Source organism: Actinomyces urogenitalis (assembly GCF_002861525.1).
Lineage (GTDB): Bacteria > Actinomycetota > Actinomycetes > Actinomycetales > Actinomycetaceae > Actinomyces > Actinomyces urogenitalis.
The window spans coordinates 177,940-204,630 of the sequence record NZ_PKHA01000001.1; the positions used below are offsets into that span (position 1 = coordinate 177,940).

The following is a 26,691-nucleotide window of genomic DNA, read 5'->3' on the forward strand; positions in this document are numbered from 1 at the left end:
TTGGTAATGGATGATGGTGGATGAGGTGAGGAGATGTGCACAAGTGTGGATAAGTCGGTGGAGAGATGATGTCGTGCACGATTGACTCTCTTGGGTGAAATTGCGTTGGAATTGTGAAGATCAACAAACGATATGCCTGGAGTGTGTCGATAGCAGCGAGGCTCGCGTCATCGCGGGCTCGATGCGTCTTCCTGCACGGACGCTCCAAGAGTTTTCGTCGCTTTTGTAACGATCCCACAATGTTCAATCCGCTGCCCTGCTCAATAGCCTCGCAATATCGCGATTGTTGTGATCTGAGCCTGCCGCGATTTGTTGACAGTGCTGAGTCATAGGGATCGCATGATGAATTCATGGGCGAGAGAGAGTCAGAGGGCTGACCTGCGTGTCGTGGGCGCCGGTGGCACCGCAGTCCTCGTGACGGAATGTCGCGCCTGTGGGAGACCACGAAGTCAGTCAAGGAGGGACGCCGATGCCGATGGCTTCAGGACCAGCGGAGGCACGCCGACCACAGCGTGTGCTCATCGCCAACCGCGGTGAGATCGCCCTGCGGATTGTGCGCACCGTGCGTGATCTGGGAGGAACCTCGATCCTGCCCTACACGCCTGAGGACCTCATGTCCCCGGCCGCCGAGCTCGCGGATGAGGCTTACGCCCTGCCGCAGGGCTCGTCCTACACCGACGGCGAAGCGATTCTTGCCCTGGCTGTCTCCACCGGTGCTGAGGCGATTCACCCGGGCTATGGCTTCCTGGCCGAGGACGACGCCTTTGCCCAGGCTGTCATCGACGCCGGACTGATCTGGGTCGGCCCCAGCCCGTCAGCCATGCGGGCGCTGGGCGACAAGATGACGGCCCGCGCCACCGCTGAGCGCGCCGGCGTGGCCCCGGTGCCTGGCATCACGGACTCGGTGACCTCGGCAAGCGTTGTGCTCGCCTTCGCGCACGCCCACGGCTACCCGGTGGCGCTCAAGCGGACCGACGGCGGAGGCGGCCGTGGCATCACGGTGCTGGCCAATGACGATGAGGTCCGAGCGACGCCCGCCTTTGAGGCCGCGGCCTCAGGCGGGGCCACCTTGATCCTGGAGCGCTTCATCACCGCCGCACGGCACGTCGAGACCCAGTGCGTGCGGGATGCCCGGGGCGCCTTCGCCGTCGTCTCGACCCGCGACTGCACACTGCAGCGACGCAATCAAAAGCTCCTGGAGGAGGCCCCAGCACCCTTCCTGCCCGCCGGCCTGCACGAGCGCCTGGTCGAGGACTCCCGCCGCCTGCTGGACAGCGTCGGCTACGTGGGGGTGGCTACCTGTGAGTTCCTCCTGACCAGCCAGGACGAGCTGTACTTCCTGGAGGTCAACCCCCGTCTCCAGGTCGAGCACTGCGTGAGCGAGGAGGTGGCCGGCGTCGACCTGGTCGACCTCCAGCTCCTGGTGGCTGCCGGCGGTGATCTGCCGCCTGTGCCTGAGCCCCGAGGCCACAGCCTGGAGCTGCGCATCACCTGCGAGGACGCCACACAGGGCCTGGCTCCTTCCACCGGCACGATCACCCGCCTGCGCTGGCCGGCAGGCCCGGGTATCCGGATCGACTCCGGCGTCACGCAGGGCGACGTCATCACCCCGGTCTTCGACCCGATGCTTGCCAAGATCGTGGTCACGGGTGCCAGCCGCGACCAGGCGATTTGCCGCGCCCGCCGCGCGCTGGCCGAGACCGTGGTCGAGGGCGTGACGGTGTGCACCGCCCTGCACGAGCACGTCCTGCGCCGCGAGGAGTTCACCGGACCCGACGCCGCAGGGCGCCTGGGCGTGACCACCCGCTGGATCGAGACGGACGTCCTGGACCGGCTGCGCGAGCATGACGACGCGTCAGAGGCACCAGCCGGCCCCGTCCACAATCCCCGGACCCGCTCAACCTACGTCATCGAGCTCAACGGCCGCCGGGTCCAGCTCACCGTGCCCGATGGCGTCCTGGGCGGGCACGGACCGCGGATGGGCGGGCGCTACCCCGGAGCCCCGACCTCCCGCAGCCAGCAGCCGCTGCGCTCGCGTTCGGCCAGCCGCGCCGCCCACCGCGCAGCGAGCGAGGTCGAGGATCCCTCGGTCATCGCCGCCCCGATGCAGGCGGTGGTCACGCGCATCTGCGTGGAGCCGGGCCAGAGGGTGCACGCCGGCGACCTCATGGTCGTCCTGGAGTCGATGAAGATGGAGAACTACGTCCACAGCCCAGTTGACGGCGTGGTGGGGGAGATCCCGATTGGGGCTGGCTGCACGGTCAGCGCCGGGCAGACCCTCATCCACCTCCGGCCCGGCCACGAGCAGGACGAGGAGGACTGAGCGATGAGCACGTCCACCACCATGATGAGCCAGGCCCCAGGGACCCAGGCCTTCCGCGAGACCTCGGCGCACGTGGCCGCGCAGGCCGAGGAGCGCGCCGCCGCACGCCAACACGCCAAGGGCAAGCAGACCGCCCGCGAGCGCGTGGCTGCCCTGCTCGATGACTCCAGCTTCCTGGAGATCGGGCGCTACGCAGGCTCGGGCACGGGGCAGGCGGCTCGGCCCAGCGGAGTCATCACCGGGTTCGGCACGATCGACGGGCGTCAGGTCGCCGTCTACGCACAGGACTTCTCAGTCAGCGGTGGCGCCCTGGGCACCATCGAGGGAGACAAGATCGTGCGTCTGCTGGACGACGCCCTGCGGCTACGGATCCCGATCATCGGACTCATCGACTCCGGAGGGGCCAAGATCCAGGAGGGCGTGGGGGCGCTGCGCCAGTACGGGCGCATCTTCAACCGCACCTGCGCCGCCTCGGGCCTGGTGCCCCAGATCAGCGTGATCCTCGGCCCCTGCGCCGGAGGTGCCGTGTACTGCCCGGCCCTGACTGACTACATCATCGCCACTCGCGAGGCCTCCCACATGTTCGTCACGGGCCCTGACGTCGTACGGGCCTCCACGGGCGAGCAGATCAGTGCCGAGGAGCTGGGGGGCGCGGACATCCACGGCTCGGTCTCCGGCGTCGTGCACTACGTGGCCCAGGACGAGGCCGACGCCCTGGCGCAGGTGCGCACGGTGCTGGCCTACCTGCCCTCCTCCTCTGACCAGCAGGCCCCGCGCTATGAGTACGACGACGTCGACCGGGCCGCCGACGAGGCCGCGGCGGCCGCGGTGGGTGACCTCGTGCCGGCCTCGACCCGGCAGCCTTACGACGTCACCGCCGTCGTCCAGGCCGTGGTCGACCACGGTGAGCTGGTCCAGGTGCAGGAGGACTTCGCCGCCAACGTCGTGGTGGGTTTCGCCTGCCTGGAGGGACGCCCGGTCGGCATCGTGGCCAATCAGCCGATGGTCGACGCCGGGACGCTGGACGTGGACGCCTCGGAGAAGCTGGCGCGCTTCGTGCGCTGCTGTGACGCCTTCGGCCTGCCCGTGGTCACCTTCGTCGACGTGCCCGGGTACCGCCCGGGTGCCGAGCAGGAGCACGCCGGCATCATCCGGCGTGGGGCGAAGGTCATCAACGCCTACGCCACAGCCACGGTTCCCCTGGTCACGATCGTGCTGCGCAAGGCCTACGGCGGTGCCTACATCGTCATGGGCTCCAAGGCGATCGGGGCGGACCTGAACTTCTGCTGGCCCGGCGCCGAGATCGCGGTGCTGGGTGCGCAGGGAGCGGTTGGCATCATCCACCGCCGTGCGCTGGCGCAGGTACGTCGCAGCGAAGGCGACCAGGCGGTTGCGGCCGAGCACGAGCGCCTCGTGGCCGAGTACACCCAGGAGGTCATCAACCCGGACAAGGCCGTGGCCCTGGGCGAGATCGACGCCGTTATCGCCCCGGAGGACACACGCACCGTCATCGTCGACTCCCTAGCGGCGCTCAGCGCCAAACGCGACGTGAGCCGCATGGCGGTCAAGAAGCATGACAACGGGCCGCTGTGAGGAAGGAGCACCAGCCATGACCAGCCACCGTCAGCCACCGTCCGCGTTCCGTTCCCTCAGCCCCCTGACAACCAGCACCACCAGCAAGGACACCATGACCACGCCCAGCACGCAGACCGATCCGATGAGCTACACCTCCCGCGCGGCCCAGGCCACCCCGGCCCCGACAGCCAGCGTGGCCGACCTCCTGGAGGCGGGCGAGCCCTACGTCCTCAGCTTCGGTGGCCAGGCCACCCCCTGGCGAACGAGCCTGGCAGAGCTGCTCGAGACCGACCGCGAGGTGGCGGCTGACCTCATCGCGCTCGATGAGGAGGTCAGCCGCCTGCTGGCGCCGGTGGCCACCGAGCTGCTGACCATCTGCCCGCGGGGCCTGCGCGTGCTCGACGACGACGGCGCGGCAGTTGTACCCGCACCCAGCCACGCCGGGCAGGGGGACGAGGCAGCCGTCTCGGTCCCGGGGATCCTGCTGGCCCAGCACGCGGTCCTGGCGAGCCTGCCGGCAGCCGGGATCGAGGTGACGGGCCGCCACCGGCCGGCGGGCGCCGTCGGCCACTCCCAGGGCGTGCTCGGCGTGGCGCTGGTGGGTGCACTGTCCGGCGGGCCGGGCGAGGTGGCGCAGGTGCACGCGCTGGCGCGCCTCATCGGCGCCGCGGCGACCCGCACCACCCATCGCCAGGGCCTGGGGAGCGTGGGTGAGGCGACGCCCATGCTCTCGGTGCGTGGGGTGACCCGTCCGGTCCTGGAGGAGGTCCTAGAACGCGTGCCGGGCCACGAGGAGCTGACTATCGGGGTGGCCAACGGCCGCGACGCACATATCGTCTCCGGCCGGCCAGGCACGCTCGTTCTGGTGGTCTCGGCCCTGGAGGCGGCTGCGGCACGCAGCGCCAAGGCACGCAAGGACCGGCGTCTGGGCGGGGCTGTGCTCGCCCCGGTCACGGAGTTCCTAGCCACCACGGTGCCCTTCCACAGCCCCTTCCTGACCACGGCCGTCGACGACGTCGTGGCCTGGGCCGCAGCCTGCGGCCTGCAGACGGCGCTGGCGCGTGACCTGGCCACGGCTGTGCTCACCGATGCCGTGGACTGGCCCGAGATCCTGCGCCAGGCGCTGGCGACAACGGCTGACGGCCGCCACCCCCGCATGGTGGTGGACCTGGGGCCGGGCAACGTCCTGGCCCGCATCACCGCGACCGCGGTGGCAGGCACCGGAGTCCGGGTCGTGCCGGCCGGCACCGCGCGCGACCTGGACAACCTGGACCGTGCCGGAGCCTGCCCTGCGGCCACGGTGGACCGTTCGCGCTACGCTCCGCGCCTGACGCGCCTGCCTGACGGTCGCCTCACGCTGGACACGGCCTTCACCCGCCTGACGGGACGCTCGGCCGTGCTCCTGGCGGGACTGACCCCGACCACGGTCGACCCGCAGATCGTGGCGGCTGCCGCGAACGCCGGCTACTGGGCCGAGCTGGCCGGCGGAGGCCAGACCACCCCTGCGGTGCTCCAGGCCAACCTCGACGGCCTCAAGGAGCAGCTGGAGCCGGGACGCACCGCGGCCTTCAACGCCATGTTCATGGACCGCTACCTGTGGAACCTGCACCTGGGATCCCAGCGCCTGCTGTCCAAGGCCCGTGCTGCCGGGGCGCCGGTGGACGGCGTCGTCATCTCCGCCGGCGTGCCCGAGCTCGACGAGGCGACGGCGCTGCTGGAGCGCCTGCGCGAGGAGGGCTTTAGCTACGTGGCCTTCAAACCGGGCACGGTCGAGCAGATCCGCGCGGTGCTCGCCATCGCCGCCGCGGCGGCACCCACGCCGGTCATCATGCAGATCGAGGACGGACACGCCGGGGGACACCACTCCTGGGAGGACCTCGACACCATGCTGCTGGCCACCTACGACGACATCCGCGCCCACGACAACGTCGTGGTCTGCGTCGGTGGCGGGATCGGCACGCCTGAGCGCGCTGCTGACTACCTCACGGGCCGGTGGGCCCTGGCTTACGACACGGCCCCGGCGCCGGTGGACGGCGTCATGATCGGCACGGCCGCCATGACGGCGCGTGAGGCGCGTACGAACCCTGACGTCAAGCAGCTGCTCGTGGACACTCCCGGCATCGCCGTACGTGCCCCGGCAGACAGCGGGGCCGACGGCGGCTGGGTCGCCTCAGGCGCGAGCCTGGGCGGTATGACCTCAGGGCTGTCCCACCTGCGGGCGGACCTGTACGAGATCGACAACTCCTCGGCGGCAGCCTCTCGCCTCATCCAGCAGCTGGCCGGGGACGAGCAGGCCATGGCCGCGCGCCGCCAGGAGATGATCCAGGCCCTGGCCCGCACCGCCAAGCCCTACTTCGGCGACGTGGAGGAGATGACCTACCTCGCCTGGGCCAGCCGCTACGCCGAGCTGTGCCTGGCGCCCCATCCGGGCCGCCCGGCCGGCGAGCAGGACTGGAACGACGAGGGCTGGTACGACCGTTTCCTCGACCTGCTCCACCGCATCGAGGCGCGTCTGGCCCCGGCCGACCACGGGGAGGTGGAGACCCTCTTCGTCACCACCGCCGACGTCGTCGACTCCGACGCCGCCCTGGCCGCCCTGCGCCAGCGCTACCCGCAGGCCGCCACCACGCTGGTCACGCCTGGCGACGCCGCCTGGTTCCCCGCACTGTGCCGCAAGCACCCCAAGCCCGTGCCCTTCGTGCCGATCCTGGACGCTGACATCCTGCGCTGGTGGGGGACGGACTCACTGTGGCAGTCCCAGGACCCGCGCTACAGCGCCGACCAGGTGCGCATCATCCCCGGCCCGGTGTCGGTAGCCGGGATCACGAGCGTGGACGAGCCGGTCAGCCAGATCCTGGGACGCTTTGAGCAGGCCGCCGTCCAGGCGCTCCAGGACCAGGGCACTCAGGCTCAGCCGGCCGCGGCCAGGCTGGGCAGCGGCACGGGCAGCCAGGCCCGGCCGGTGGCGGACGCGGCGCAGCTGGTGCGCTGGGCTCCCCACGTGCTGTGGAACGGGCACCTGACGGTCAACCCCGCACGGGTGCTGGAGGAGGACTCCTACACGGTGGTCTCCCGCCCGGAGGTCGGAGCGGACGCCTACGACCTCGACATCCACCTGGACACGCACTGGGACCAGGTCCCCGGCGGTGAGGCCGTCCACGCCGTGCGTCACCTCGTAGTCCCGCTGCGCCTGGCGGCGGCCTGGGACGGCGCCGTGCCCCTGGTCGATCCAGGACGGATCTCGCAGACGATGAACGCCCTGCTGCGCGCCACGGCGGGCGTGGGGGCCACCTCGGCGGCCGGAGACCGGATCACCGCCCTGCCCCTGGTCCACCCTGCGCGCCCCGGCGCCCTCGACGCCCGCGGCCAGGCGGCCACCCAGCCCTTTGGAACCGTGGAGGACACCTTCACCCTGGCATCGACCCTGGGAGCCGACCACGCGGCCGTCACCGGTGACGCGTTGCCTGCCGGAGGCGGCCAGGCCCTGGTGGCGGCACCGCTTGTGCCAGACGCCTTGCTCGGCCCGTGCTGGCCGGTGGTCTACGCGGCCCTGGGCAGCGTCGTCGAGGACGGGATGCCCCTGATCGAGGGTCTCCTGGGCGCGGTCCACCTCGACCACACCATCGACCTGCGCCGCAGCGTGGAGGAGCTGGCTGCCTGGGTCGGTCCCACCTCGCGCGTGGCGGTGACCGGCTGGGTGGCGGCCCTGGAGGAGTCCAGCGCCGGACGGGTGGTGGACGTCCGCCTTGAGCTGCGCGAAGCCGTATCCGAATCCGAGCAGGACCAGGAGGACGGCGCGCCCTCACGGCAGGGGAAGGGCGAGCTGATCGCCCTCATGCGTGAGCGCTTTGCCATCCGGGGCCGCGCCCACGGCACGGCGGCCCCCAGCGCCCCCGATCTGGCTGGTGGCACGGGCAGGCAGACTGTGCGCTGCGCCCGGCGGCTGCTGCGACGCGTCACGGTCAAGGCTCCGGCGGATATGACCGCCTTCGCTCGCGTGAGCGGGGACTACAACCCCATCCACACCAGTTACCACGCCGCCCGGGTGGCCGGGATGCAGGCACCGTTGGTGCACGGCATGTGGCTGTCGGCCACCGCGCAGCAGGCGGCTGCTGCCACCGACGCCTCGGGAGTGGGCTTCGTCCTGGAGGGCTGGACCTACGTCATGCTCGGCACGGTCGAGCTGGAGGACGAGGTCGTCATCAGCGTCGAGCGCACCGGCCTCGTGGTCGGGGGCGGCTACGTCCTGGAGGTGACCTGCAAGGTCGGCGGCGACGTCGTCTCGCGGGGAACCGCCCTGACGGCGCCCGAGCCCACGGCCTACCTCTACCCGGGTCAGGGCATCCAGGCTGCCGGGATGGGCCTGGACGAGATGAACAGCTCGCGTGCGGCCCGCCAGGTGTGGCAGCGCGCGGACGCCTTCACCCGCTCCGAGCTCGGTTTCTCGGTCATCAACCTCGTGCGTGACAACCCGGTGGAGATGACCGCGCGCGGTGTCACCTACAGACACCCCGAGGGGCTGCTCAACCTCACCCAGTTCACCCAGGTTGCCCTGGCCACGGTGGCCATGGCCTCCACCGCCCGACTGGCGGAGGCCGGGGCCCTGGTCGAGGACGCGGCCTTTGCCGGCCACTCCCTGGGTGAGTACACGGCCCTGGCGGCCTACGGCCACGTCATGGACGTGGAGACCACGATCGCCATCGTCTTCCAGCGCGGGTCCACGATGCACACCCTGGTCGAGCGTGACGCCCAGGGCCGCTCGGGCTACCGCATGGGTGCCCTGCGCCCGAACCAGGCCGGCGTGAGCGCCAGCCAGGTTGAGGACTACGTCGCCTCCATCGCCGCCTCCAGCGGTGAGTTCCTCCAGATCGTCAACTACAACCTGGCTGGGGCCCAGTACGCGGTGGCCGGCACGGTCGCGGGCCTGGAGGCGCTGGCCGCGGACAGCCGCAGGCGCGCCGAGGCCCGCGGGGGCAAGAACCCCTTCATACTCGTGCCCGGCATCGACGTCCCCTTCCACTCCGAGGTGCTGCGCCCGGGCGTGCCGGCCTTCCGCAGCCGCCTGCTGGAGCTCGTGCCCGAGGACCTGGACTATGAGCGCCTGGTGGGGCGCTACGTGCCCAACCTGGTGGCACGTCCCTTCGAGCTGAGCGCGGACTTCGTGCGCTGCATCCTCCAGGTCGTGCCCTCCGAGCCGGCGCGCCAGGTCCTGGAGTCCTGGCCGCAGTGGTCCCAGCGTCCACGCGAGCTCGCCCGCCTGCTGCTGGTCGAGCTCCTGGCCTGGCAGTTCGCCTCCCCGGTGCGCTGGATCGAGACCCAGGACCTGCTGGTGCGCTCGCGCGCCGAGGGCGGCCTGGGCGTGCGTCACCTGGTGGAGGTGGGCCTGGCGGCCTCGCCGACCCTAGCCAACCTCGCCTCGCGCACCCTCATGCTGCCCGAGCACGCCGCTCGCCACGTCACCGTCCACAACGTGCGACGTGATGAGGCGCGGGTGCTGGCCACGGACACCGATCCCGCGGTGAGCGTGGAGGAGACCTCCAGCCACGGTGCTCCGGGCGAGCCTGCGCCACAGCCTGGGACGCAGCCCGAGCCGGCCTCGCCGCAGGCATCTCCGGCGTCGACCAAGGCCTCGGTCCCCAACGCGCAGGCGGGTCCGGCTCCGAGCGAGCCCGCGGCTGACCTCGCCTTCGGCGCAGCCGATGCGCTCCTCGTCCTGCTGGCCCACGCCGCCCGCATCACTCCGGAGCAGATCGGGGCCACCGACACCACCGAGACCCTGACCAACGGCGTGTCCTCGCGTCGCAACCAGCTGCTGATGGATATGGGCGCCGAGCTGGAGCTGGCCTCGATCGACGGCGCCGCCGACGCGGACATGCCGACCCTGAGCGGGATCGTGGCCAAGAGTGCTCCGGGCTACAAGGCCTTCGGGCCGGTGCTCACCGAGGTGGTGCGCTCGGGCCTGGGACGTCTGCTCGGGCCGGCCGGACTGCGCGCCTCCTACGTGGGCGAGCGCCTGAGCACGGCATGGGGCCTGGGCGAGGGATGGACGGCGCATGCCAGTGCCGCCCTCGTGCTGGGCAGCCGTGAGGGGTCCTCCGTGCGCGGCGGTGAGCTCGCGAGCCTGGGCACCTCGGCCCCAGCGAGCTCGTTTGGCGAGGCTGATGCCCTCATCGACGCCGCCGTCCAGCAGGTTGCCGCAGCCCACGGGCTGAGCGTGGCCCGGGTCAGCGCCGCGACGGCGGGCGGCGCCGTCGTCGACTCTGCCGCCCTGGACGCCTTTGCCGCCACGGTCACCGGGGAGCGCGGCGTGCTCGCCACGACGGCCCGCACCATGCTGGCGGCCCTGGGACTGGCCGAACCGCCGCAGGCCGACGACGCCGCGGCCGACGAGGCCGCCGCCACCGGCGCCCTCGTGGCAGCGGTGGACGCCGAGCTTGGCTCGGGATGGATGGCTTCGGTGATGCCGGCCTTCGATGCGCGCCGCGCGGTTCTCATTGACGACTGGTGGGCCAGCGCCCGTGAGGACCTGGCACGCCTGGGCAGTGGTGAGAGCGACCTGGACCAGGCTCGCCACGCCCTGGCGCCCGAGCGCTTTGCGGGTCTGGGGACGCCGGTGGCGCAGCAGGCCGCATGGTGGCGGGACCAGGCCAGGGCCGCCGGCCAGAACGAGCGCGCCGAGCTCCTGGCCTCGATCGCGCAGGCTGCGGCCAGCGCCCCCGAGGTCGGAAGCGCACCTGGCTACGCCCGTGAGGTCGCCGTGGTCACGGGCGTGGCACCCGGCTCGATTGCGGCCTCGGTGGTGGCCGAGCTCCTGGCAGGCGGGGCGTGCGTCATCGCGACCTCCTCACGTCTGAGCCACGAGCGCCTGGCCTTCGCCCGCGAGCTCTACCGCACCCACGCTGTGGCCGGCACCCGGCTGTGGATGGTCCCAGCGAACCTCGCCTCCTACCGGGACGTGGACGCCCTGGCCCACTGGATCGGCCACGACCAGGTCGTCACCTCCGGCGGCACCTCGACGGTGGCCAAGGAGGCACTGGTTCCCACCCTTCTCTTCCCCTTCGCCGCCCCGCGCGTGAGCGGCACGCTGGCCGACGCCGGGCCGGCGGCGGAGTCCCAGACCCGCGTGCTGCTGTGGAGCCTGGAGCGCCAGATCGCCACGCTGTCTGCCATCGGCACGCACACCCACGTTGACTCCCGCCTCCACGTCGTCCTGCCCGGCTCGCCCAACCGCGGCACCTTCGGTGGGGACGGCGCCTACGGCGAGGTCAAGTCCGCCCTGGACGCCGTGGTCAACCGCTGGCGGGCGGAGAGCGCGTGGTCGCAGCGCGTGACCCTCGCCCACCCCCGGATCGGCTGGGTGCGTGGCACCGGCCTCATGGGAGGCAACGACCCCCTCGTCGCGGCCGTGGAGGCGGCAGGCGTGCGCACCTGGTCCACGCGCGAGATCGCCCACGAGCTGGTGGGCCTGTGCGCGCCCGAGGTGCGTGAGCAGGCCCGGCGGGCGCCCGTCGAGGCGGACCTGACCGGAGGCCTGGGAGACGGCGTCGACCTCGTGGCGCTGCGTGAGCAGGCTGGCGCGCTGGCAGGCCAGACCTCGCCAGCGGCCACGGTGACCGCGACGGTGCCGGCCCTTCCCACGCCGGCGGTGCCCAGCCAGCCCACCGCACCGCAGTGGGGTGAGGTGAGAACGAGCCTGGAGGACATGGTCGTCATTGTCTCCACCGGGGAGGTGTCCACCTGGGGGTCAGGGCGCACGCGTCGCGAGGCCGAGCTCGGGATGAGGGGTGAGGACGACGTCGAGCTGACGGCTGCCGGGGTGCTGGAGCTGGCCTGGGGGATGGGTCTGCTGACCTACCAGGAGTCGCCCAAGCCCGGCTGGTACGACATGGACGGAGAGCTCGTGCCCGAGGAGGAGGTCTACGCCCGTTACCGTGACGAGGTCGTGGCCCGCTGCGGCATCCGCGAGTTCGTCGACGACGGCGTCATCGCCCCCGATGCGGAGATCGACGCCACCGTCTACCTCGACCGCGACATCACCCTCACGGTGGCGGACGAGGCCACGGCACGCTCGGTGGCCGCCGCGGACCCGGCTCACACGCGGGTGGCGCCCCAGGAGGGGACAGGGGAGTGGACGGTGACCTGCCTGGCAGGCTGCCTGGCCCGTGTCCCGCGCCGTGCCACGCTCTCGCGCACGGTGGGCGGCCAGATGCCCGAGGGCTTCGACCCCGCGCGCTGGGGGATCCCCGCGACCATGGTCGAGGCCATGGACCCCATCGCCGCGTGGAACCTGGTCACGGCCGTGGACGCCTTCCTGTCCGCTGGTTTCAGCCCGGCCGAGCTGCTGCAGGCCGTCCACCCCAGCGACGTCGCCTCGACGCAGGGCACGGGCTTTGGCGGCATGGAGTCCATGCGCAAGATGTTCGTCGGGCGGCTGCTGGACGAGGACCGCCCCTCTGACATCCTCCAGGAGGCCCTGCCCAACGTCGTGGCGGCCCACGTCATGCAGTCCTACGTCGGCGGCTACGGCTCCATGGTCCAGCCGGTCTCGGCCTGCGCGACCGCCGCGGTGTCCATCGAGGAGGCCTGGGACAAGATCGCGCTGGGCAAGGCCGAGGTCGTCGTGGCCGGTGCCATCGATGACATCTCGGTGGAGTCCGTAGTGGGCTTCGGCAACATGAACGCCACTGCCGAGGCAGCGGCCATGTACGCCCAGGGCATCGCCGCCCGTCACTTCTCCCGGGCCAATGACCGGCGTCGTGGAGGCTTCGTCGAGGCCGAGGGCGGCGGCACAGTCATCCTGGCCCGGGCCACCGTGGCGGCCCGGCTAGGCCTTCCGGTGGCGGGGGTGCTCGGCTTCGTCTCCTCCTACGCCGACGGCGCCCACACCTCCATCCCGGCCCCCGGCCTGGGTGCCCTGGGAGCCGGACGAGGCGGACAGAACTCGCGCCTGGCCCGGGCGCTGGCCGACCTTGGGGTCCAGGCCGACGACATCGCCGTGGTCTCCAAGCACGACACCTCTACCAAGGCCAATGACCCCAACGAGTCCGAGCTGCACACACGGCTGGCTCGGGCGCTGGAACGCACCCCTGGCAACCCGCTGGTGGCCGTGTCCCAGAAGTCGGTCACCGGTCACGCCAAGGGCGGGGCGGCCCTGTTCCAGGTGGCGGGACTTGCCGAGATCCTGGCCACCGGCATCGCCCCGGGCAACGCCAGCCTCGACGTGGTGGACCCGGTCATGGAGCCCGACGCCTTCTGGGTGTGGCCGCGCAGGCCGATCCGGATTTCAGGCCGCGGTGGCGTGGTTCGCGCCGGACTGGTGACCTCGCTGGGCTTCGGTCACGTGTCCGGGCTCATCGCCCTGGTCCATCCTGGAGCCTTTGAGGCAGCCTTGCGCAGCCGTGAGGGTGAGGCTGGGGTGCAGGCGTGGCTAGAGCGCGCCAACGCCCGCCTGGCGGCCGGTGCCAGGAGGCGCATGGCCGGCATGATCGGCCGCGCGCCCCTGTTCGAGGAGCTCCGTGCACGCCGTCTGGGTCAGGCTGAGGCCGGCCGCGACCCGCATGAGGTCGAGGCCGCCATGCTGCTGGACCCGCAGGCGCGCCTGGGCGCCGACGGCGTCTACCACGTGGGGCGCAACCGGCTCTAGGCTGAGCACCATGAAGAAGCTCATCAATGATGCTGAGAGCGTCGTCGCCGACGCCTTGGCGGGACTGGCAGCCGCGCACCCGGACCTGGTGACGGTGGACCTGGACCATCGTGTGGTCTACCGAGCCAGCCCCAAGAAGGAGGGCCGCGTGGCCGTCATCTCGGGCGGAGGCAGCGGGCACGAGCCGTTGCACTGCGGCTTCGTCGGGCCGGGCATGCTTGACGCCGCCTGCGCCGGGGAGGTCTTCACCTCGCCCGTGCCCGACCAGGTCGTGGCGGCCACCAAGGCGGCTGACCGCGGGGCGGGCGTGCTCCACGTGGTCAAGAACTACACCGGCGACGTGATGAACTTCGAGATGGCTGCTGAGCTGGTGGCGATGGAGGACGGCCCCGAGGTAGCCACTGTCGTCGTGGCCGACGACGTCGCGGTCGAGGACTCCCTGTACACCACCGGGCGGCGGGGCGTGGGGACCACGCTCGTGGTGGAGAAGGTCGCCGGCGCCGCCGCCGAGGCTGGTGCCAGCCTCGGCCAGGTCCAGGCCGTGGCCCAACGGGTGGCCGACCACGGCCGCTCGATGGGGGTGGCGCTTTCCTCCTGCACCGTGCCGGCCAACGGCAGGCCCTCCTTCGACCTGCCCGAGGACGAGATCGAGATCGGCATCGGTATCCACGGCGAGCCTGGCCGCCGCCGCGCGCCGATGATGACGGCCAAGCAGGTGGCGGCCGAGCTGGTCGCTCCGGTCCTGGCCGAGCTGCCGGACTCTCCTGACGGACACGGCGTCATCGCCGTGCTGGACGGGATGGGGGCCACCCCGCTGCTAGAGCTCTACCTCATGTACGGCGAGGTCAAGGCGCTGCTGGACCAGGCTGGCGTGGTGGTTGAACGCAGCCTGGTGGGCTCCTACGTCACGAGCCTGGACATGGCGGGCTGCGCGCTGACGCTGGTACGAGCCGATGAGGAGGTCCTGCGCCTGTGGGACGCACCGGTGAGGACGGCGGCGCTGACGTGGACGGAGGCGGGCAAATGAGCACGGTTCTTGACGCACAGGGGGTACGCCAGTGGATCAGCCTGGCTGCTGAGTTGGTCACCGCCCATGAGCGGGAGCTGACCGAGCTTGACGCCGCCATCGGCGACGCCGACCACGGTGCCAATATGCGCCGCGGCTTCCAGGCGGCGGCCCAGGCCGTGCAGGACCCGGCCCTGGCGACGCCGGGAGCGGTGCTGAAGAAGGTGGCGATGACTCTCATCTCGACCATCGGTGGTGCCTCCGGGCCGCTGTACGGCACCTTCTTCCTGCGCATGGCTGGCGAGTGCGGCGACAGCCCTGAGATCGACCTGCCGGTGCTGCTGCGGGCGATGGAGGCTGGCGTGGCCGGTGTCCAGGCGCGCGGGCGCTCCCAGGCGGGGGAGAAGACCATGCTGGACGCCTGGCTGCCGGCGCTGGAGGCCATGCGGGGCCAGTCTGACCTGGCGGCAGGCACCGCGGCAGCGGCGCGGGCGGCGCAGGAGGGACGTGGGGCCACGGCGGCGATGCGGGCGACGAAGGGGCGGGCCTCCTACCTCGGTCAGCGCTCGGTCGGTCATATCGACCCGGGCGCGGCCTCGACCGCCCTGGTCCTCCAGGCGCTGGCACAGGCTGAGACAGCGACCTCGCAGGAGGAGCAGGCATGAGCGGGATCGTTGTTGTCTCCCACTCGCGCCAGCTGGCCGAGGCGGCCGTGGCCCTGGTGGCCGGGCTCATGCCGAGCCTGGACGTGAACGTCCAGGTGGCCGCGGGAACGCCGGACGGGGGCCTGGGCACGGATCCCACCGCCGTCATGGCGGGGATCGAGGCCGCCGACGACTCCGAGGGCGTCCTCCTCCTGGCGGACGTGGGCAGCGGGATCATGAGCGCTCAGATGGCTGTTGAGCTCATCGACTCCGAGCTGACCGAGCGCACGGTGGTCAGCCCGGCTCCCCTGGTCGAGGGGCTGCTGGCCGCCTACGCGGCCGCTGGCACCGGGTGCCCCTTCGACCAGGTCTGTGAGCGTGCGGCCAACGCGGCGGCAGACAAACGCTGCCAGGTCGAGGGATGAGGGCGGACGGACCTGACACGGCGGGGCTGCCGAGCCTGCCTGTCCCTCCTGGCGGCCAGGTCCTGGGGGTGGGGATGGACCTCGTTGACGTCCCTGCGCTGGCTGCCCAGCTCGCCCAGCCGGGCACGGTGCTGGCTGAGCGAGCCTTCACCCCGCGTGAGTGCCGCGAGGCACGTCGCCGCAGCCAGGAGTCTGGGTCTCAGGAGGCCGAGCACCTGGCGGCGCGGTGGGCGGCCAAGGAGGCCTTCGTCAAGGCCTGGTCACAGGCCGTCAACACGCTCGCCGGGACCGGCGTCGTGCCGGCCCTGTCCCCCCAGGAGCTGGACTGGCGTGAGATCGAGGTCGTCAGCGACCACTGGCACCGTCCGGGCCTGCGGCTGGCGGGCCGGGTCGCTCAGGCGGTCAGCGCGACGCTGGGACCCGGGGGAACGGCATCGGCACGCTGGCTCGTCTCCCTCACGCACGACGGCGGCTGGGCTGCGGCCGTGGTACTGGCCCTGGCGAGCGGGTCGGAGAAGGAGACCTGAGTCTGTTTCCAGGAAAAGTCACCGCGGTCACAGTTCGGTGACGTCCTCGCCGTGCACCCTTGCCTGGGACTATCGTCCTGTAGCATCCTGCACACCCTGTTCCTGACGGCAGACAAGGACGTCACTATGACTGAGGCTACCTATCAGGCCATCGCCATGATCATCTACTTCGTGGGCATGGTGGCCATCGGTGGCTGGGCCTACGGGCGCAATCACGACCTGGACGACTACATGCTCGCCGGCCGCGGCCTGGGACCCTGGGTCGCGGCATTGAGCGCCGGGGCCTCAGACATGTCGGGATGGCTCCTCATGGGACTGCCAGGCGCGCTGTACGCCTCCGGCCTGGTGGAGTCCTGGATCGCCATCGGACTGACAGTGGGGGCCTGGCTGAACTGGAGATACGTGGCCCCGCGTCTGCGCACCTACACCGAGGTGGCCAGGAACTCCATCACCATCCCGAGCTTCCTCGACAACCGCCTGCACGACGACCGCCACCTGCTGCGCTGGGCCAGCGGAATCATCATCCTGGTCTACTTCACCTTCTACGTCTCCTCCGGCATGGTGGCCGGCGGGGTGTTCTTTGAGAACTCCTTCGGCATGGACTACCGCCTGGGCATGGTGCTCGTCGCCGCGATCACGGTGGTCTACACCCTGGTCGGTGGCTTCCTGGCCGTGTCCTACACCGACTTCGTCCAGGGCGTCATGATGGTGGCGGCGCTGGTCATGGTGCCTGTGGTGGGGGTGGTGAGCCTGGGTGGACCGGCCCAGGTGATCCAGGCTGTCCACGAGGTTGATCCCAGCTACTGGGCCATGATCGGTTCCTCGGTCACGCTCGTCGGCGTCGTCTCCTCCCTGGCCTGGGGCCTGGGCTACTTCGGCCAGCCGCACATCATCGTGCGCTTCATGGCGATTCGGAACGTGTCAGAGGCGAGGGCCGGGCGGCGGATCGGCATCGGCTGGATGCTCTTCGCGGTCGCAGGCGCCTGCGCTACCGCCGTGGTCGGAGTCGCCCACTACCGTCGCGACCCCGGCGCGCTGGCAGATCCCGAGGCCGTCTTCCTGGCGCTGGGCCAGCTCCTGTTCCACCCGCTGATCGCCGGCTTCCTGCTCTCAGCGATCCTGGCAGCCATCATGTCCACGGTTGCCTCCCAGCTGCTCGTAACCTCCTCCGCACTCATCGAGGACCTCTACGGCGTGGTGACGCGCAAGCCGGTCTCCAGCGGCAAGCTCGTGCTCTACTCGCGCATGAGCGTGGCGGCTATCGCCACCGTGGCCGCGCTGCTCGCCTGGGAACGCAATGACACCATCCTCGCCCTCGTGGCCTTTGCCTGGGCCGGCTTCGGGGCCTCCTTCGGCCCCACGGTCCTGCTGTCGCTGTACTGGAAGCGTCTGACGACGGTGGGTGCCTTTGCCGGCATGGTCACCGGGGCCGTCGTCGTCATGGTGTGGGGCAACCTGTCCGGAGGCGTCTTCGAGCTTTACGAGATCCTGCCCGGGTTCGTGGCCAACCTTGCCGTGGCGATCGGGGTCTCGCTGACCCGGCAGCCGGCCCCTGAGGTGGCTGAGGAGTTCGACCGGGCAGTTGCCCTGGCCAGCCATCGCGGCTAGTGTCTGCCACAGTTACGTGCTCCGGGGTCGGTGAAAGTCCGAGCCGGCGGTGACAGTCCGCGACCTGCACGTTCGTCCCGCCGGGGCGCGCGTGCAGCTGAGCTGGTGGAATTCCAGCACCGACGGTGAAAGTCCGGATGGGAGGAAGCACGAGGCGCATGGTGCCTGGCGCTGGCACACCCTCGTTGAGGGCGTATGGCGCTGCTCACCGTGCGTCGGGCGCGCCTGCGCGGCGCTGGCCCATCACCCCCGGAGCGGCCCGGGGAGGCTCCTCGGGCGGGGCCACCGGGAGCATTGATGTCACCTTCAGCCGCAGGCCGAGTCAGCGCACGCCTGCGCGCGCCGTTGCCGGCTCTGACCCTGGGCCTGGTGCTCGTAGGCCTGTGGTGGGCCGTCAGCGCGAGCCAGGCGGTGCCTGCGGTCTTCCTGCCTTCGCCCTCCGGCGTGGCCAGACGTCTGTGGCTGGCGCTGACCCAAGGAGGCCTGGCCGGCTATGCCTGGGTGACCATGCGCGAGGCCCTGCTGGGGTGCCTGACGGCCACCTGCCTGTCCCTGCCCCTGGCCTGGGGCCTGTTCCACTGGCCCCGCTTCTCCCGGACGGTGCTGCCCTACGTCGCCGCCTCCCAGGCCGTCCCGGCCATCGCCATCGCCCCGCTGCTGGTGCTGTGGATCGGCTACGGAACGGTGCCAGTGGTGCTCCTGTGCACGCTCATGGTGTTCTTTCCCATCACGGTCACTGTCCTGCTGGGCCTGCGGGGCCTGGACACCGACGTCCTGGACGCGGCCAGGCTCGACGGCGCCCACGGGATGAGCATGATCATGCGCATGGAGCTGCCGATGGCGCTGCCGGCCATCTTGTCCGGGCTGCGCACCGGCTTCACCTTGTCCGTCACTGGTGCGGTGGTCGGTGAGATGACCATGGGCGGCCAGGGCCTGGGCATGGTGCTCGCCCACCAGCGCGACGCCGTGGACACCGCTGGCCTGTTCTCCACGATCGTCCTGCTGTGCGCCATGGCCATGGCGATCCACTGGTGCCTGCACGAGGCCGAGCGCCGCAGCCGGGTCGTGGACGCCATGCGCGGACGACGCGCGACCTGACTGCCCTCCCACTTCATCGATCCACCGACCCACCCTCTGACCGAAGGAACCTGTCATGACTGCTATGAGCCGCCGTCGTCTTATCCACCTGGCCACTGCCGCCACCGCCACGAGCGTGCTGGCCGCCTGTTCCTCGGGCACCGCGGCCCGCTCCCAGTCCTCAAGCAGCGCCGGTGCATCCGCGCCCGCCGGGTCCGCAGGGCTGACGATCGGGATGAGCTACACACCCAACGTCCAGTTCGCGCCCTTCTACATGGCCCAGGCCGGTGAGCAGTATGCCGCGGGCGTCACGCTTCGCCACCACGGTGCCCAGGAGGGCTTGTTCGACGCGCTGGCCGCAGGCACCGAGCAGCTCGTCGTGGCCGGGGCCGATGAGGCCGTCGTGGCCGCCTCGGGAGGATCAGACCTCGTGGTGGTCGGCGGCTACTACCAGGCCTACCCCGGCTGCGTCATCGTGCCTGAGGACTCCGAGATCCGCAGCCTGGCAGACCTGGCCGGGCGCACCATCGGCCTGCCCGGGCGCTTCGGGGAGAACTGGTTCGCTTTCCAGGTAGCGATGGAGAGCGCAGGACTGAGCGAGTCCGACCTGCAGGTCCAGGAGATCGGCTACACCCAGCAGGCGGCTCTGGTGGGCGGCAAGGTCGATGCCATCGTGGGCTTCTCCAACAACGACGCGGTCCAGATCACGCTAGCAGGCACGCCGGTGCGGACCCTGGCTGTGGCCGAGCAGGTGCCGCTGGTGGGCGCGAGCCTGGTGACCACCAACGCCGTGCTGGAGCAACGTCGCGAGGAGCTGGCGGCTGTGGTGGCGGCCAGCGCCGCCGGGATGGAGGCTTTCGCCGCGGACCCTGACGCCGCCGTCGAGGCCACCAAGGCCTACGTCACTGACCTCGTGGACGCCACCCAGGCCGCCAACGCCCGGGCGGTGGCGGTGGCGACCGCTGAGCTCATCGAGCCCGCGGGGTCCACGGCCGCCGTCGGCTCCCTCTCCACCGAGGAGGTTGAGGCCATGATCGCCTTCCTGGATGACCACGGCCTGCTCACCGGCGCCGCACCGACGGTCGAGGCGGTGTGCGACCCGCTGGTCTAGGAGGCAGCGGGTCGGTGCGCTACAGGCGGCAGGCCAGCAGCGAGGAGACGAGGATGGCGCGCGCGCCGACCTCGTAGAGCTCGTCCATGACGCGGTTCATATCCGCGCGCGGCACCATCGAGCGCACGGCGACCCAGTCAGGGTTCTGCAGCGGGGAGACCGTGGGGGACTCCAGACCGGGCGTGATGGCCGTGGCCAGGTGGAGGTCGTTCATGCGCACGTCGTAGTCGATGAGCACGTAGGACCGTGCCCGCATCACGCCCTCCAGACGGCGCACGAGCGTGGCCAGGCCTGGCTCGTCGCGATAGGCCTCGGTGGTGATGAGCACGGCCTCGCTGGCCAGGATCGGCTCGCCGAAGACCTCCAGGCCGGCCGCACGCAGCGTGGTGCCGGTCTCGACGACGTCGGCGATGAGGTCAGCGACCCCGAGCTGGACGGAGGACTCCACCGCGCCGTCAAGGTGGACGGTGGTGGCCTCCACGCCCTGGGCACGCAGGTACTCGCGCACGAGGACGTCATAGGAGGTCGCCACGCGCTTGCCGGCCACGTCCGCCAGCGAGCTCATGGTGCCGGCGGGCGCGGCGAAGCGGAAGGTCGAGCGGGCGAAGCCCAGCGCGAGGTGCTCCACGGCTTGCACACCCGAGTCCAGCAGGAGGTCGCGTCCGGTGATGCCGGCATGGACCGTGCCCTGGCCGACGTAGACGGCGATGTCACGCGGGCGCAGGAAGAACAGCTCCACCTCGTTGGCCTCGTCAATGAGGACGAGCTCACGGCCGGTGCGGCGGGTGCGGTAACCCGCCTCCTTGAGCATGGTGGTGGCGGGCTCGGACAGGGAGCCCTTGTTGGGCACGGCGATACGCAGCACGGTGGTCTTCTCCGGGTCGGGGCGGTGGGGAGGGGGAAGGGTGAGCGCTCGGCTCACAGGTACTTGTAGACGTCGGCCAGGGTGTAGCCCTTGGCGATCATCATGACCTGGGCGTGGTAGAGCAGCTGGCTCAGCTCCTCGCAGGCGGCCTCGTCAGACTCGTGCTCGCAGGCCATCCAGGACTCGGCGGCCTCCTCAACGAGCTTTTTGCCGATGAAGTGCACGCCCTTGTCCAGCTCGGCCACAGTGCCCGAGCCCTCGGGACGGGTGGCGGCCTTCTCAGACAGCTCGGCGAACAGCGACTCGAAGGTCTTCACATCGTGGGTCATGGCCTCAGGTTAGTGCACCTGGCTGACCAGGTCCGCCGCGTACCGCCCTGCGGCCGCCGCCGTGACGAAGGCCGCGGTGTCCTCCTCCAGGCCACGTCCCATGGTGGCGAGCCGCACGCCGGTGGCCTGCTGCGCCTGGTGCAGAGCCTGAAGGAGCCCGGCGGTGTCCACCGGGACCAGACGGTGCTGGCGGCCGACCGGTCGCGGGGCGCACAGGGCCTCGGCCTGGTGCCAGACCTGGGCTCCGAGCTCACCACCGAGCCGGGGCACGACGACGTCGGCACCCGCCAGCGCCACCTTGCCGTAGGCGGTGAGGCTGTGGTGGGAGATCCCGCGGTGGCGGTGGCGGGCGTCGGCCTGGGAGACCCGCAGGCAGGCCAGGGCGCGCCCTCCCAGGACGGCGACGGCGTTGACGGCCTCCCCGCATGCCACTCCGGAGAACCCCCAGGGCGTGTCCGTGCCCAGGTTGCCCGGTCCCTGGATGACGACGGCGACCTGGGCGCCGAGCACGTGACGGGCAGCGAGCAGGGCGTTGTGGAGGCTGACGGCCTCCAGGTCACCGCCCCAGGCCTGGCCGCAGGTGATCGTCCCGGCCAGCCACCCGGCCTCGCGCAGCCCCACCGCGGTGCGCGAGTAGGCGGCAGGCAGGGCGCCGCCGTCGGTCATGACGTAGACGGTGCGCGGCCGGCGCCCGGGCTCGACCAGGCCGGACGTGCCCGTGGGCGAGGCGAGGCCGGCCAGCACCGCCGGCAGGCTGGAGTGCAGGTCCGCGACGACGACCGGCATGTCCTCAAGCTCCAGCTGCCCGACCGGGGCACGCAGCACCTCGTGGCCGGGCATGTCCTGCTCGTCGACCCCGGCCACCATGACCTGATCGGGCATGTAACGGGCCTTGACGAGGTGGCCAGGAGCCGGGGCGTCAGGCGGCAGGAGGTCCAGCCGGGCCGTCACCATGGCGTGGCCGCCCGTACCCAGGCCCCGGGCGAGGGCCGAGACCTCCAGGCGTACGAGTTCGCCTGGCTGGGGAAGACCGCCGAGCTGCTCGTAGGCGACGGCGCGCAGCTCCTGGCCGGGCAACAGGCCGGTGGCACCGGCCGGAGCCTGGGTGAGACGGACCTCGAGCTCAGCGCAACGCCGGGGCTCGCGCCCCCACGTACGCCGTTGCTGGACCACCTCGCCGTCGCGCCACATCATGGTCCCAGCCTAGGCTGCGTGCGTGACCACCAGCCCAGGCTCTCCCGTACGCGCCGAGGAGAGACAGATGAATCTCCTGCTCGCTCTGCGCCAGACCACCACGGGGCTCAGCGCCACCGAGCTCGTGGCGCGTGTGGAGGGCTACGACCAGCAGTCCGCGCAGGCGGCCAGGCGGATGTTCGAGCGGGACAAGAACGAGCTGCGCGCCCTGGGCGTGCCCATCCTCGTCGTCGGAGCGGACACCGAGCCGCGCTACCTGGTTGACGAGGCCAGCTACGCCTTGCCCTCGCTGCGCCTGGACGCCGAGCAGGCGGCCGCGATCGAGCTGGCCGCCTCGGCCTGGCGTGACGGCGACCTGCCGGTGGCGGCCCGCAGGGCCCTGACCAAGCTGCGGGCGGTGGCCGAGGACAAGCCGCAGGAGGGGCAGGACGAGGCTGACGATGAGACGGCGCCAGGCACCGCGGGTGCAGGCACCCTGGCGGATCTGAGCCTCGACCTGGCTGGAAGCGAGGTCCCCTCTTCTCTCGCCTCAGCGGTGGAGGAGCGTCAGGTGGTCGCTTTCGACTATGCCTCCGCCTCGTCCGGGACCGTGGCCCGGCGCACGGTTGAGCCGCACCGGCTGCGGATGAGCGAGGGAGCCTGGTACCTCGAAGGGCGCGATACTCAGGTGGGACAGGTGCGTACCTTCCGGCTGGCACGTCTGCGCGGTCAGGTGGAGGTGATCAGCGCACCGGGCGCCTTCGAGCCCGTTGCCTCTCTACCCGCTGACCACCACCGCGTCGTGCTGGGCCTGGCCCCGGGTCGCGCGCTGGCACTGCGGGCGCGCTCGAGGCGGATCCAGCGTGAGCTCTCCGGCTACGACGTCGTGGCGGTGGACTATGAGGACCTTTTCGCCTTTGCCGGGTCCCTGGCAGCCCTGGCCGACGCCGTCGTGGTCCTGGAGCCAGTCGAGCTGCGTGAGCTGGTCCTGGAGCACCTGCGAGGTGCGGCGGGTGCAGAGGAGGCGAGCTGATGGCGCGTCCGAGCGCGGCTGACCGGCTGCTGCGGCTGCTGGCGCTTCCGGCCTGGGTGGCTGCCCGACCGGGGGTCACTGTGCGGGAGGCAGCTGAGCACTTCGAGGTCAGCGAGGAGACCATCATCCGGGACGTCGAGGCCCTGTGGGTGTCCGGGCCACGGGACGCGATGCCTGACGAGCTGGTCGACTTTGACGCCCTGGAGCTGGAGGAGGGCCGGCTGAGGCTGACGACCTCGCTGGGGCTGGACACCCCGCTACGCCTGACGAGCCAGGAGGCCCTGGCCCTGCAGCTGTCCCTGCGCGTGCTGGCGGACCTCCTTCAGGGGGACCCGCAGGCGGCCAGCCAGGTGGAGCGGGCCGAGCAGACGCTGGCCGGTCTGCTGGGGCACGGCAGGATGGAGCAGGCCGGCGGGGCGCAGGAGGCGCCGCAGGCGCTGGCCGTGGTGCGCCGGGCCCTGGCGCTGCGCCGCCGCCTGAGGATCGTCTACGTCGACGCGGCGGACCGGCGCTCCCAGCGCGAGGTCGACCCGGCGCAGCTGGAGTCTGACGGGTCTCACCTCTACCTGCGTGCGTGGTGCCTGAGCACCCGGGCCGAGCGCAGCTTCCGGCTAGACCGTGTCCTGGAGGCTGAGGTCCTGGACACGCCCGCCACGGCCCACCGCCTGGCACGCAGCCCGCGCGCACGCGCCGCACAGCGCAAACGTGAGAAGGCCAACACTGACCGGCCGCGGGCGACTCTGCACCTTGACCGGCGAGCCAGGTGGCTGACCGAGCAGGTGCCGTGCGAGTCGGTGACGCAGGAGGAGGACGGCACGCTCACAGCGGTCGTGCTGGGCCGCGACGAGCAGTGGCTGGTCAGCCTCATCCTGTCCTGCGGACGCGATCTTCTGGGCGTCCAGCCGCCTGGGCTGGCGGCCCAGGCGGCGCGGGCCGCCAGGAGCGCACTAGGTGCCTACGAGCGGCTTGGCGAGGAAGGGTAGGGCAGCGGCCCAGGCCCCGGCGGACCTACGCCGAGGGTGGAACACGGAGGCGAGCGTGCTGGACGCGCTGCGGGCTACGGCTAGACTCAAGCCCGTTCAGTCCGCTCATCGCCTGTCTACACGGAAGTAGGGCAACACCATGGGAGCTTTCAAGCCCTGGCACTGGATCGTGCTTCTCGTCCTCGTCCTTCTCATCTTCGGCGCTGGCAAGCTCCCTGACATCGCTCGCAGCCTCGGCCAGTCCATGAAGGTCTTCAAGAAGGAGGTCAAGGAGCTGCGCGAGGAGGATGACCCGGCCGCCACCGTGCAGCCCCCGGCCCAGATCCAGCAGCCGCAGCAGGGCACCTACTACACGCAGCCCACCCAGCCGGGTCAGGCTGCTCCGCAGCAGAACGCTGACGGCTCCACGCCCCAGGCCTGAAGCCCGCACGCGACCCGCGTCCGTCAGCCGGTGAGCCCCGGCTGACGGACGTGGGCGCCGTTCGTCGTCGTCCCCGTAGGAGTGAGGAGATCGGCATGCCCAAGCTGCCGAAGGTCACCAAGACCCGCCGCAAGGACAACCCTGATGCGGTCATGTCCATCGGCGACCACCTGCGGGAGGCTCGCAACCGTCTGTTCATCTCGGCTATCGGCGTGGTCGTGGGAGCGGTGGTGGGCTACCTCCTCTACGACTGGTGCTTCCAGCTCCTCATGCACCCCCTCAAGGTCGCCCAGGCCAACGGGCACAACGTGACGATGAATTTCGACACGGTGTTGTCCTCCTTCGACCTGAAGATCCGCATCTCCCTGTGGCTGGGCGTGCTGTTCTCCTCACCGCTGTGGATGTATGAGTTCTGGGCCTACGTGGGCCCGGGAATGACCCGTAAGGAGAAGCGCTACACCTGGGCCTTCGGCCTGGCCGGGCTCGTGCTGTTCGCCTGCGGCATCGGGCTGGGCGTCCTCATCCTGCCTCACGCTGTGTCGATCCTCGTGGGCTTCATGCCCACCGACACCGCCGGCTTCCTGCAGTACTCCTCCTACTTCTCCTTCGTCATGAGGATCATCCTGGTCTTCGGCGTGGCCTTCCTCCTGCCCGAGCTGCTGGTCGGCCTCAACCGGCTGGGTCTGATGAAGGGGCGGACCATGCTCAAGGGCTGGCGCTGGGCTGTGGTGGGCGTCTTCGCCTTCATGGCCGTGGCGAACCCGCTGCCTGACCCCTGGTCGATGATCATGATGGCCATCCCCATCTGCGGGCTGTACTTCGGTGCCTGTGGGCTGTCGATGGCGCATGACAAGCGGGTGGAGAAGAAGCGCGCGGCCCTGGACGCCGAGCTCGACGCAGCCCTGGCTGAGAGCTAGGCCCGTGCCCGCAGCTCCTACCCCCTCTCCCTTCCTTCGCCCCCTCGATCCCGGGATCCATCTGCGGGTGGGGCTCGTGGCGAACCCCACCTCCGGCAAGGGCCGTTTCACCGACGCCGCTGAGATCGCCCGCTGGACGCTGGAGCGACTGGGCTACGAGGTCGCCCTGGCCCAGGGCCAGGACTACGACTCCACCCGCCGCGCGGCCACGGCACTGGTCGAGGATGGGTCCGGGCTCGACGCCCTGGTCGTCATCGGCGGGGACGGCACCGTGCACCTGGGTCTGGACGTCGTGGCGACGACGTCGGTGCCGCTGGGCATCGTGCCGGTGGGCACCGGAAACGACATCGCCCGTCACCTAGGCATCCAGGCCCGTGACGTCGCGGCGGCCCTGCGCCTGGTCCACCTGGCGCTGTGCGGCCAGGAGGGCGCCACGGTCGCCGAGCTCGATGCCATCCACGCCACCCGGCCCGACGGCACACCGGTGCCCGACGAGCACGAGTGGTGCCTCGCCGTCGTCTCCGCCGGGATCGACGCCGCCGTCAACGCCCGGGCCAACACCCTGGCCTGGCCCTCGGGGGAGGGGCGCTACATGCGCGCCATCCCGTACGAGATCAGACACATGGCGCCCTACGGCTACCGGGTCACCACGGACGCGGGGACCTGGGAGGGTGGCGCGGTCCTCCTGGCGGTGGCCAACACCCGGTACATCGGCGGTGGGCTGGACATCGTGCCCGTGGCTGACCCCAGTGACGGCCTGCTGGACGTCATCCGGCTTGATCTCGTCTCGCGCACGGGGCTGGTGGGACACCTGGCCCGGCTGCGCCAGGGCTCGCACATGGACCACCCAGCCGTCCACCACGAGCGCAGCCGCGTGGTGACCATCGAGGCCTGGAGCGGGAGGCAGGGGCTGCGTACCCCACCCCACCCCATGGCCGACGGCGAGCCCGTGGCAGGACTGCCGCTCAGGCTAGAGGCCGAGCGGCGGGCGGTGCGGGTGATCGTCCCCTCTCGTGGCTGAGCGCCGCAGG

Annotated in this window: 18 protein-coding genes and 1 riboswitch; of the genes, 15 read left to right on the forward strand and 3 right to left on the reverse strand. The window is 71.1% G+C overall.

What is annotated here, in order from left to right; genetic code table 11:
* The first annotated feature begins 469 nt into the window (after positions 1-469).
* The 10 genes from CYJ26_RS00780 (at position 470) to CYJ26_RS00825 (ending at position 19,939) form a co-directional block, all read left to right on the forward strand.
* Positions 470-2,323: an acetyl/propionyl/methylcrotonyl-CoA carboxylase subunit alpha gene (locus tag CYJ26_RS00780; protein ID WP_006549757.1), complete on the forward strand. Its 1,854-nt coding sequence runs from the start codon at positions 470-472 to the stop codon at positions 2,321-2,323.
* 3 nt (positions 2,324-2,326) lie between these two features.
* On the forward strand, positions 2,327-3,916 hold the full coding sequence (locus CYJ26_RS00785) for an acyl-CoA carboxylase subunit beta (protein WP_006549756.1): 1,590 nt from the start codon (positions 2,327-2,329) through the stop codon (positions 3,914-3,916).
* A 124-nt stretch (positions 3,917-4,040) separates the two neighbouring features.
* On the forward strand, positions 4,041-13,541 hold the full coding sequence (locus tag CYJ26_RS00790) for a type I polyketide synthase (protein WP_101637892.1): 9,501 nt from the start codon (positions 4,041-4,043) through the stop codon (positions 13,539-13,541).
* A gap of 10 nt (positions 13,542-13,551) precedes the next feature.
* Positions 13,552-14,568, forward strand: a complete 1,017-nt coding sequence (gene dhaK, locus CYJ26_RS00795) for a dihydroxyacetone kinase subunit DhaK (RefSeq protein WP_006549752.1) — start codon at positions 13,552-13,554, stop codon at positions 14,566-14,568.
* On the forward strand, positions 14,565-15,212 hold the full coding sequence (gene dhaL / locus CYJ26_RS00800; protein WP_050765701.1) for a dihydroxyacetone kinase subunit DhaL: 648 nt from the start codon (positions 14,565-14,567) through the stop codon (positions 15,210-15,212). The genes dhaK and dhaL overlap by 4 nt, the downstream gene beginning before the upstream one ends.
* A complete protein-coding gene (dhaM, locus tag CYJ26_RS00805; protein WP_006549750.1) occupies positions 15,209-15,616 on the forward strand; it encodes a dihydroxyacetone kinase phosphoryl donor subunit DhaM in 408 nt (135 codons plus the stop codon). Before dhaL ends, dhaM begins: the two co-directional genes overlap by 4 nt.
* Positions 15,613-16,143 carry a holo-ACP synthase AcpS gene (acpS, locus tag CYJ26_RS00810; protein WP_006549749.1) on the forward strand — a complete coding sequence of 177 codons (531 nt, stop codon included), beginning with the start codon at positions 15,613-15,615 and terminating at the stop codon, positions 16,141-16,143. The genes dhaM and acpS overlap by 4 nt, the downstream gene beginning before the upstream one ends.
* Before the next feature lie 126 nt (positions 16,144-16,269).
* Positions 16,270-17,751, forward strand: a complete 1,482-nt coding sequence (putP, locus tag CYJ26_RS00815; protein WP_034235388.1) for a sodium/proline symporter PutP — start codon at positions 16,270-16,272, stop codon at positions 17,749-17,751.
* A gap of 13 nt (positions 17,752-17,764) precedes the next feature.
* A riboswitch (FMN riboswitch) is annotated at positions 17,765-17,905 on the forward strand.
* Between the two features lie 143 nt (positions 17,906-18,048).
* Positions 18,049-18,849: an ABC transporter permease gene (locus CYJ26_RS00820; RefSeq protein WP_006549747.1), complete on the forward strand. Its 801-nt coding sequence runs from the start codon at positions 18,049-18,051 to the stop codon at positions 18,847-18,849.
* A 55-nt stretch (positions 18,850-18,904) separates the two neighbouring features.
* Positions 18,905-19,939: an ABC transporter substrate-binding protein gene (locus CYJ26_RS00825; RefSeq protein ID WP_006549746.1), complete on the forward strand. Its 1,035-nt coding sequence runs from the start codon at positions 18,905-18,907 to the stop codon at positions 19,937-19,939.
* 19 nt (positions 19,940-19,958) lie between these two features.
* Here the strand turns inward: CYJ26_RS00825 and hisG are convergent, their stop codons facing one another.
* From hisG to CYJ26_RS00840, 3 genes are read right to left on the reverse strand one after another with little or no spacing between them, the layout of a single operon-like run.
* The gene (gene hisG, locus CYJ26_RS00830; protein ID WP_024035650.1) at positions 19,959-20,804 is read right to left on the reverse strand and encodes an ATP phosphoribosyltransferase; all 846 of its coding nucleotides are present in this window, start codon (positions 20,802-20,804) and stop codon (positions 19,959-19,961) included.
* Positions 20,805-20,857: 53 nt separating this feature from the next.
* Positions 20,858-21,121 (reverse strand): phosphoribosyl-ATP diphosphatase, encoded by a 264-nt coding sequence (locus CYJ26_RS00835; protein WP_034235527.1) that lies wholly within the window; start codon positions 21,119-21,121, stop codon positions 20,858-20,860.
* Positions 21,122-21,142: 21 nt separating this feature from the next.
* On the reverse strand, positions 21,143-22,327 hold the full coding sequence (locus tag CYJ26_RS00840; protein ID WP_101637780.1) for a DUF3866 family protein: 1,185 nt from the start codon (positions 22,325-22,327) through the stop codon (positions 21,143-21,145).
* A gap of 22 nt (positions 22,328-22,349) precedes the next feature.
* Here CYJ26_RS00840 and CYJ26_RS00845 point away from each other — a divergent pair, with 22 nt between their 5' ends.
* The 5 genes from CYJ26_RS00845 to CYJ26_RS00865 all read left to right on the forward strand — a co-directional run bounded on the left by CYJ26_RS00845 (position 22,350) and on the right by CYJ26_RS00865 (position 26,681).
* The gene (locus CYJ26_RS00845) at positions 22,350-23,339 is read left to right on the forward strand and encodes a helix-turn-helix transcriptional regulator (RefSeq protein ID WP_244901982.1); all 990 of its coding nucleotides are present in this window, start codon (positions 22,350-22,352) and stop codon (positions 23,337-23,339) included.
* A complete protein-coding gene (locus CYJ26_RS00850) occupies positions 23,339-24,322 on the forward strand; it encodes a helix-turn-helix transcriptional regulator (RefSeq protein ID WP_101637781.1) in 984 nt (327 codons plus the stop codon). Before CYJ26_RS00845 ends, CYJ26_RS00850 begins: the two co-directional genes overlap by 1 nt.
* Before the next feature lie 139 nt (positions 24,323-24,461).
* Positions 24,462-24,743: a Sec-independent protein translocase subunit TatA gene (gene tatA, locus CYJ26_RS00855; RefSeq protein WP_006549741.1), complete on the forward strand. Its 282-nt coding sequence runs from the start codon at positions 24,462-24,464 to the stop codon at positions 24,741-24,743.
* Between the two features lie 95 nt (positions 24,744-24,838).
* Entirely contained in the window at positions 24,839-25,660 is an 822-nt protein-coding gene (gene tatC / locus CYJ26_RS00860; RefSeq protein ID WP_006549740.1) for a twin-arginine translocase subunit TatC, read from the forward strand.
* A gap of 61 nt (positions 25,661-25,721) precedes the next feature.
* The gene (locus CYJ26_RS00865) at positions 25,722-26,681 is read left to right on the forward strand and encodes a diacylglycerol/lipid kinase family protein (RefSeq protein ID WP_040319941.1); all 960 of its coding nucleotides are present in this window, start codon (positions 25,722-25,724) and stop codon (positions 26,679-26,681) included.
* Positions 26,682-26,691: the final 10 nt, after the last annotated feature.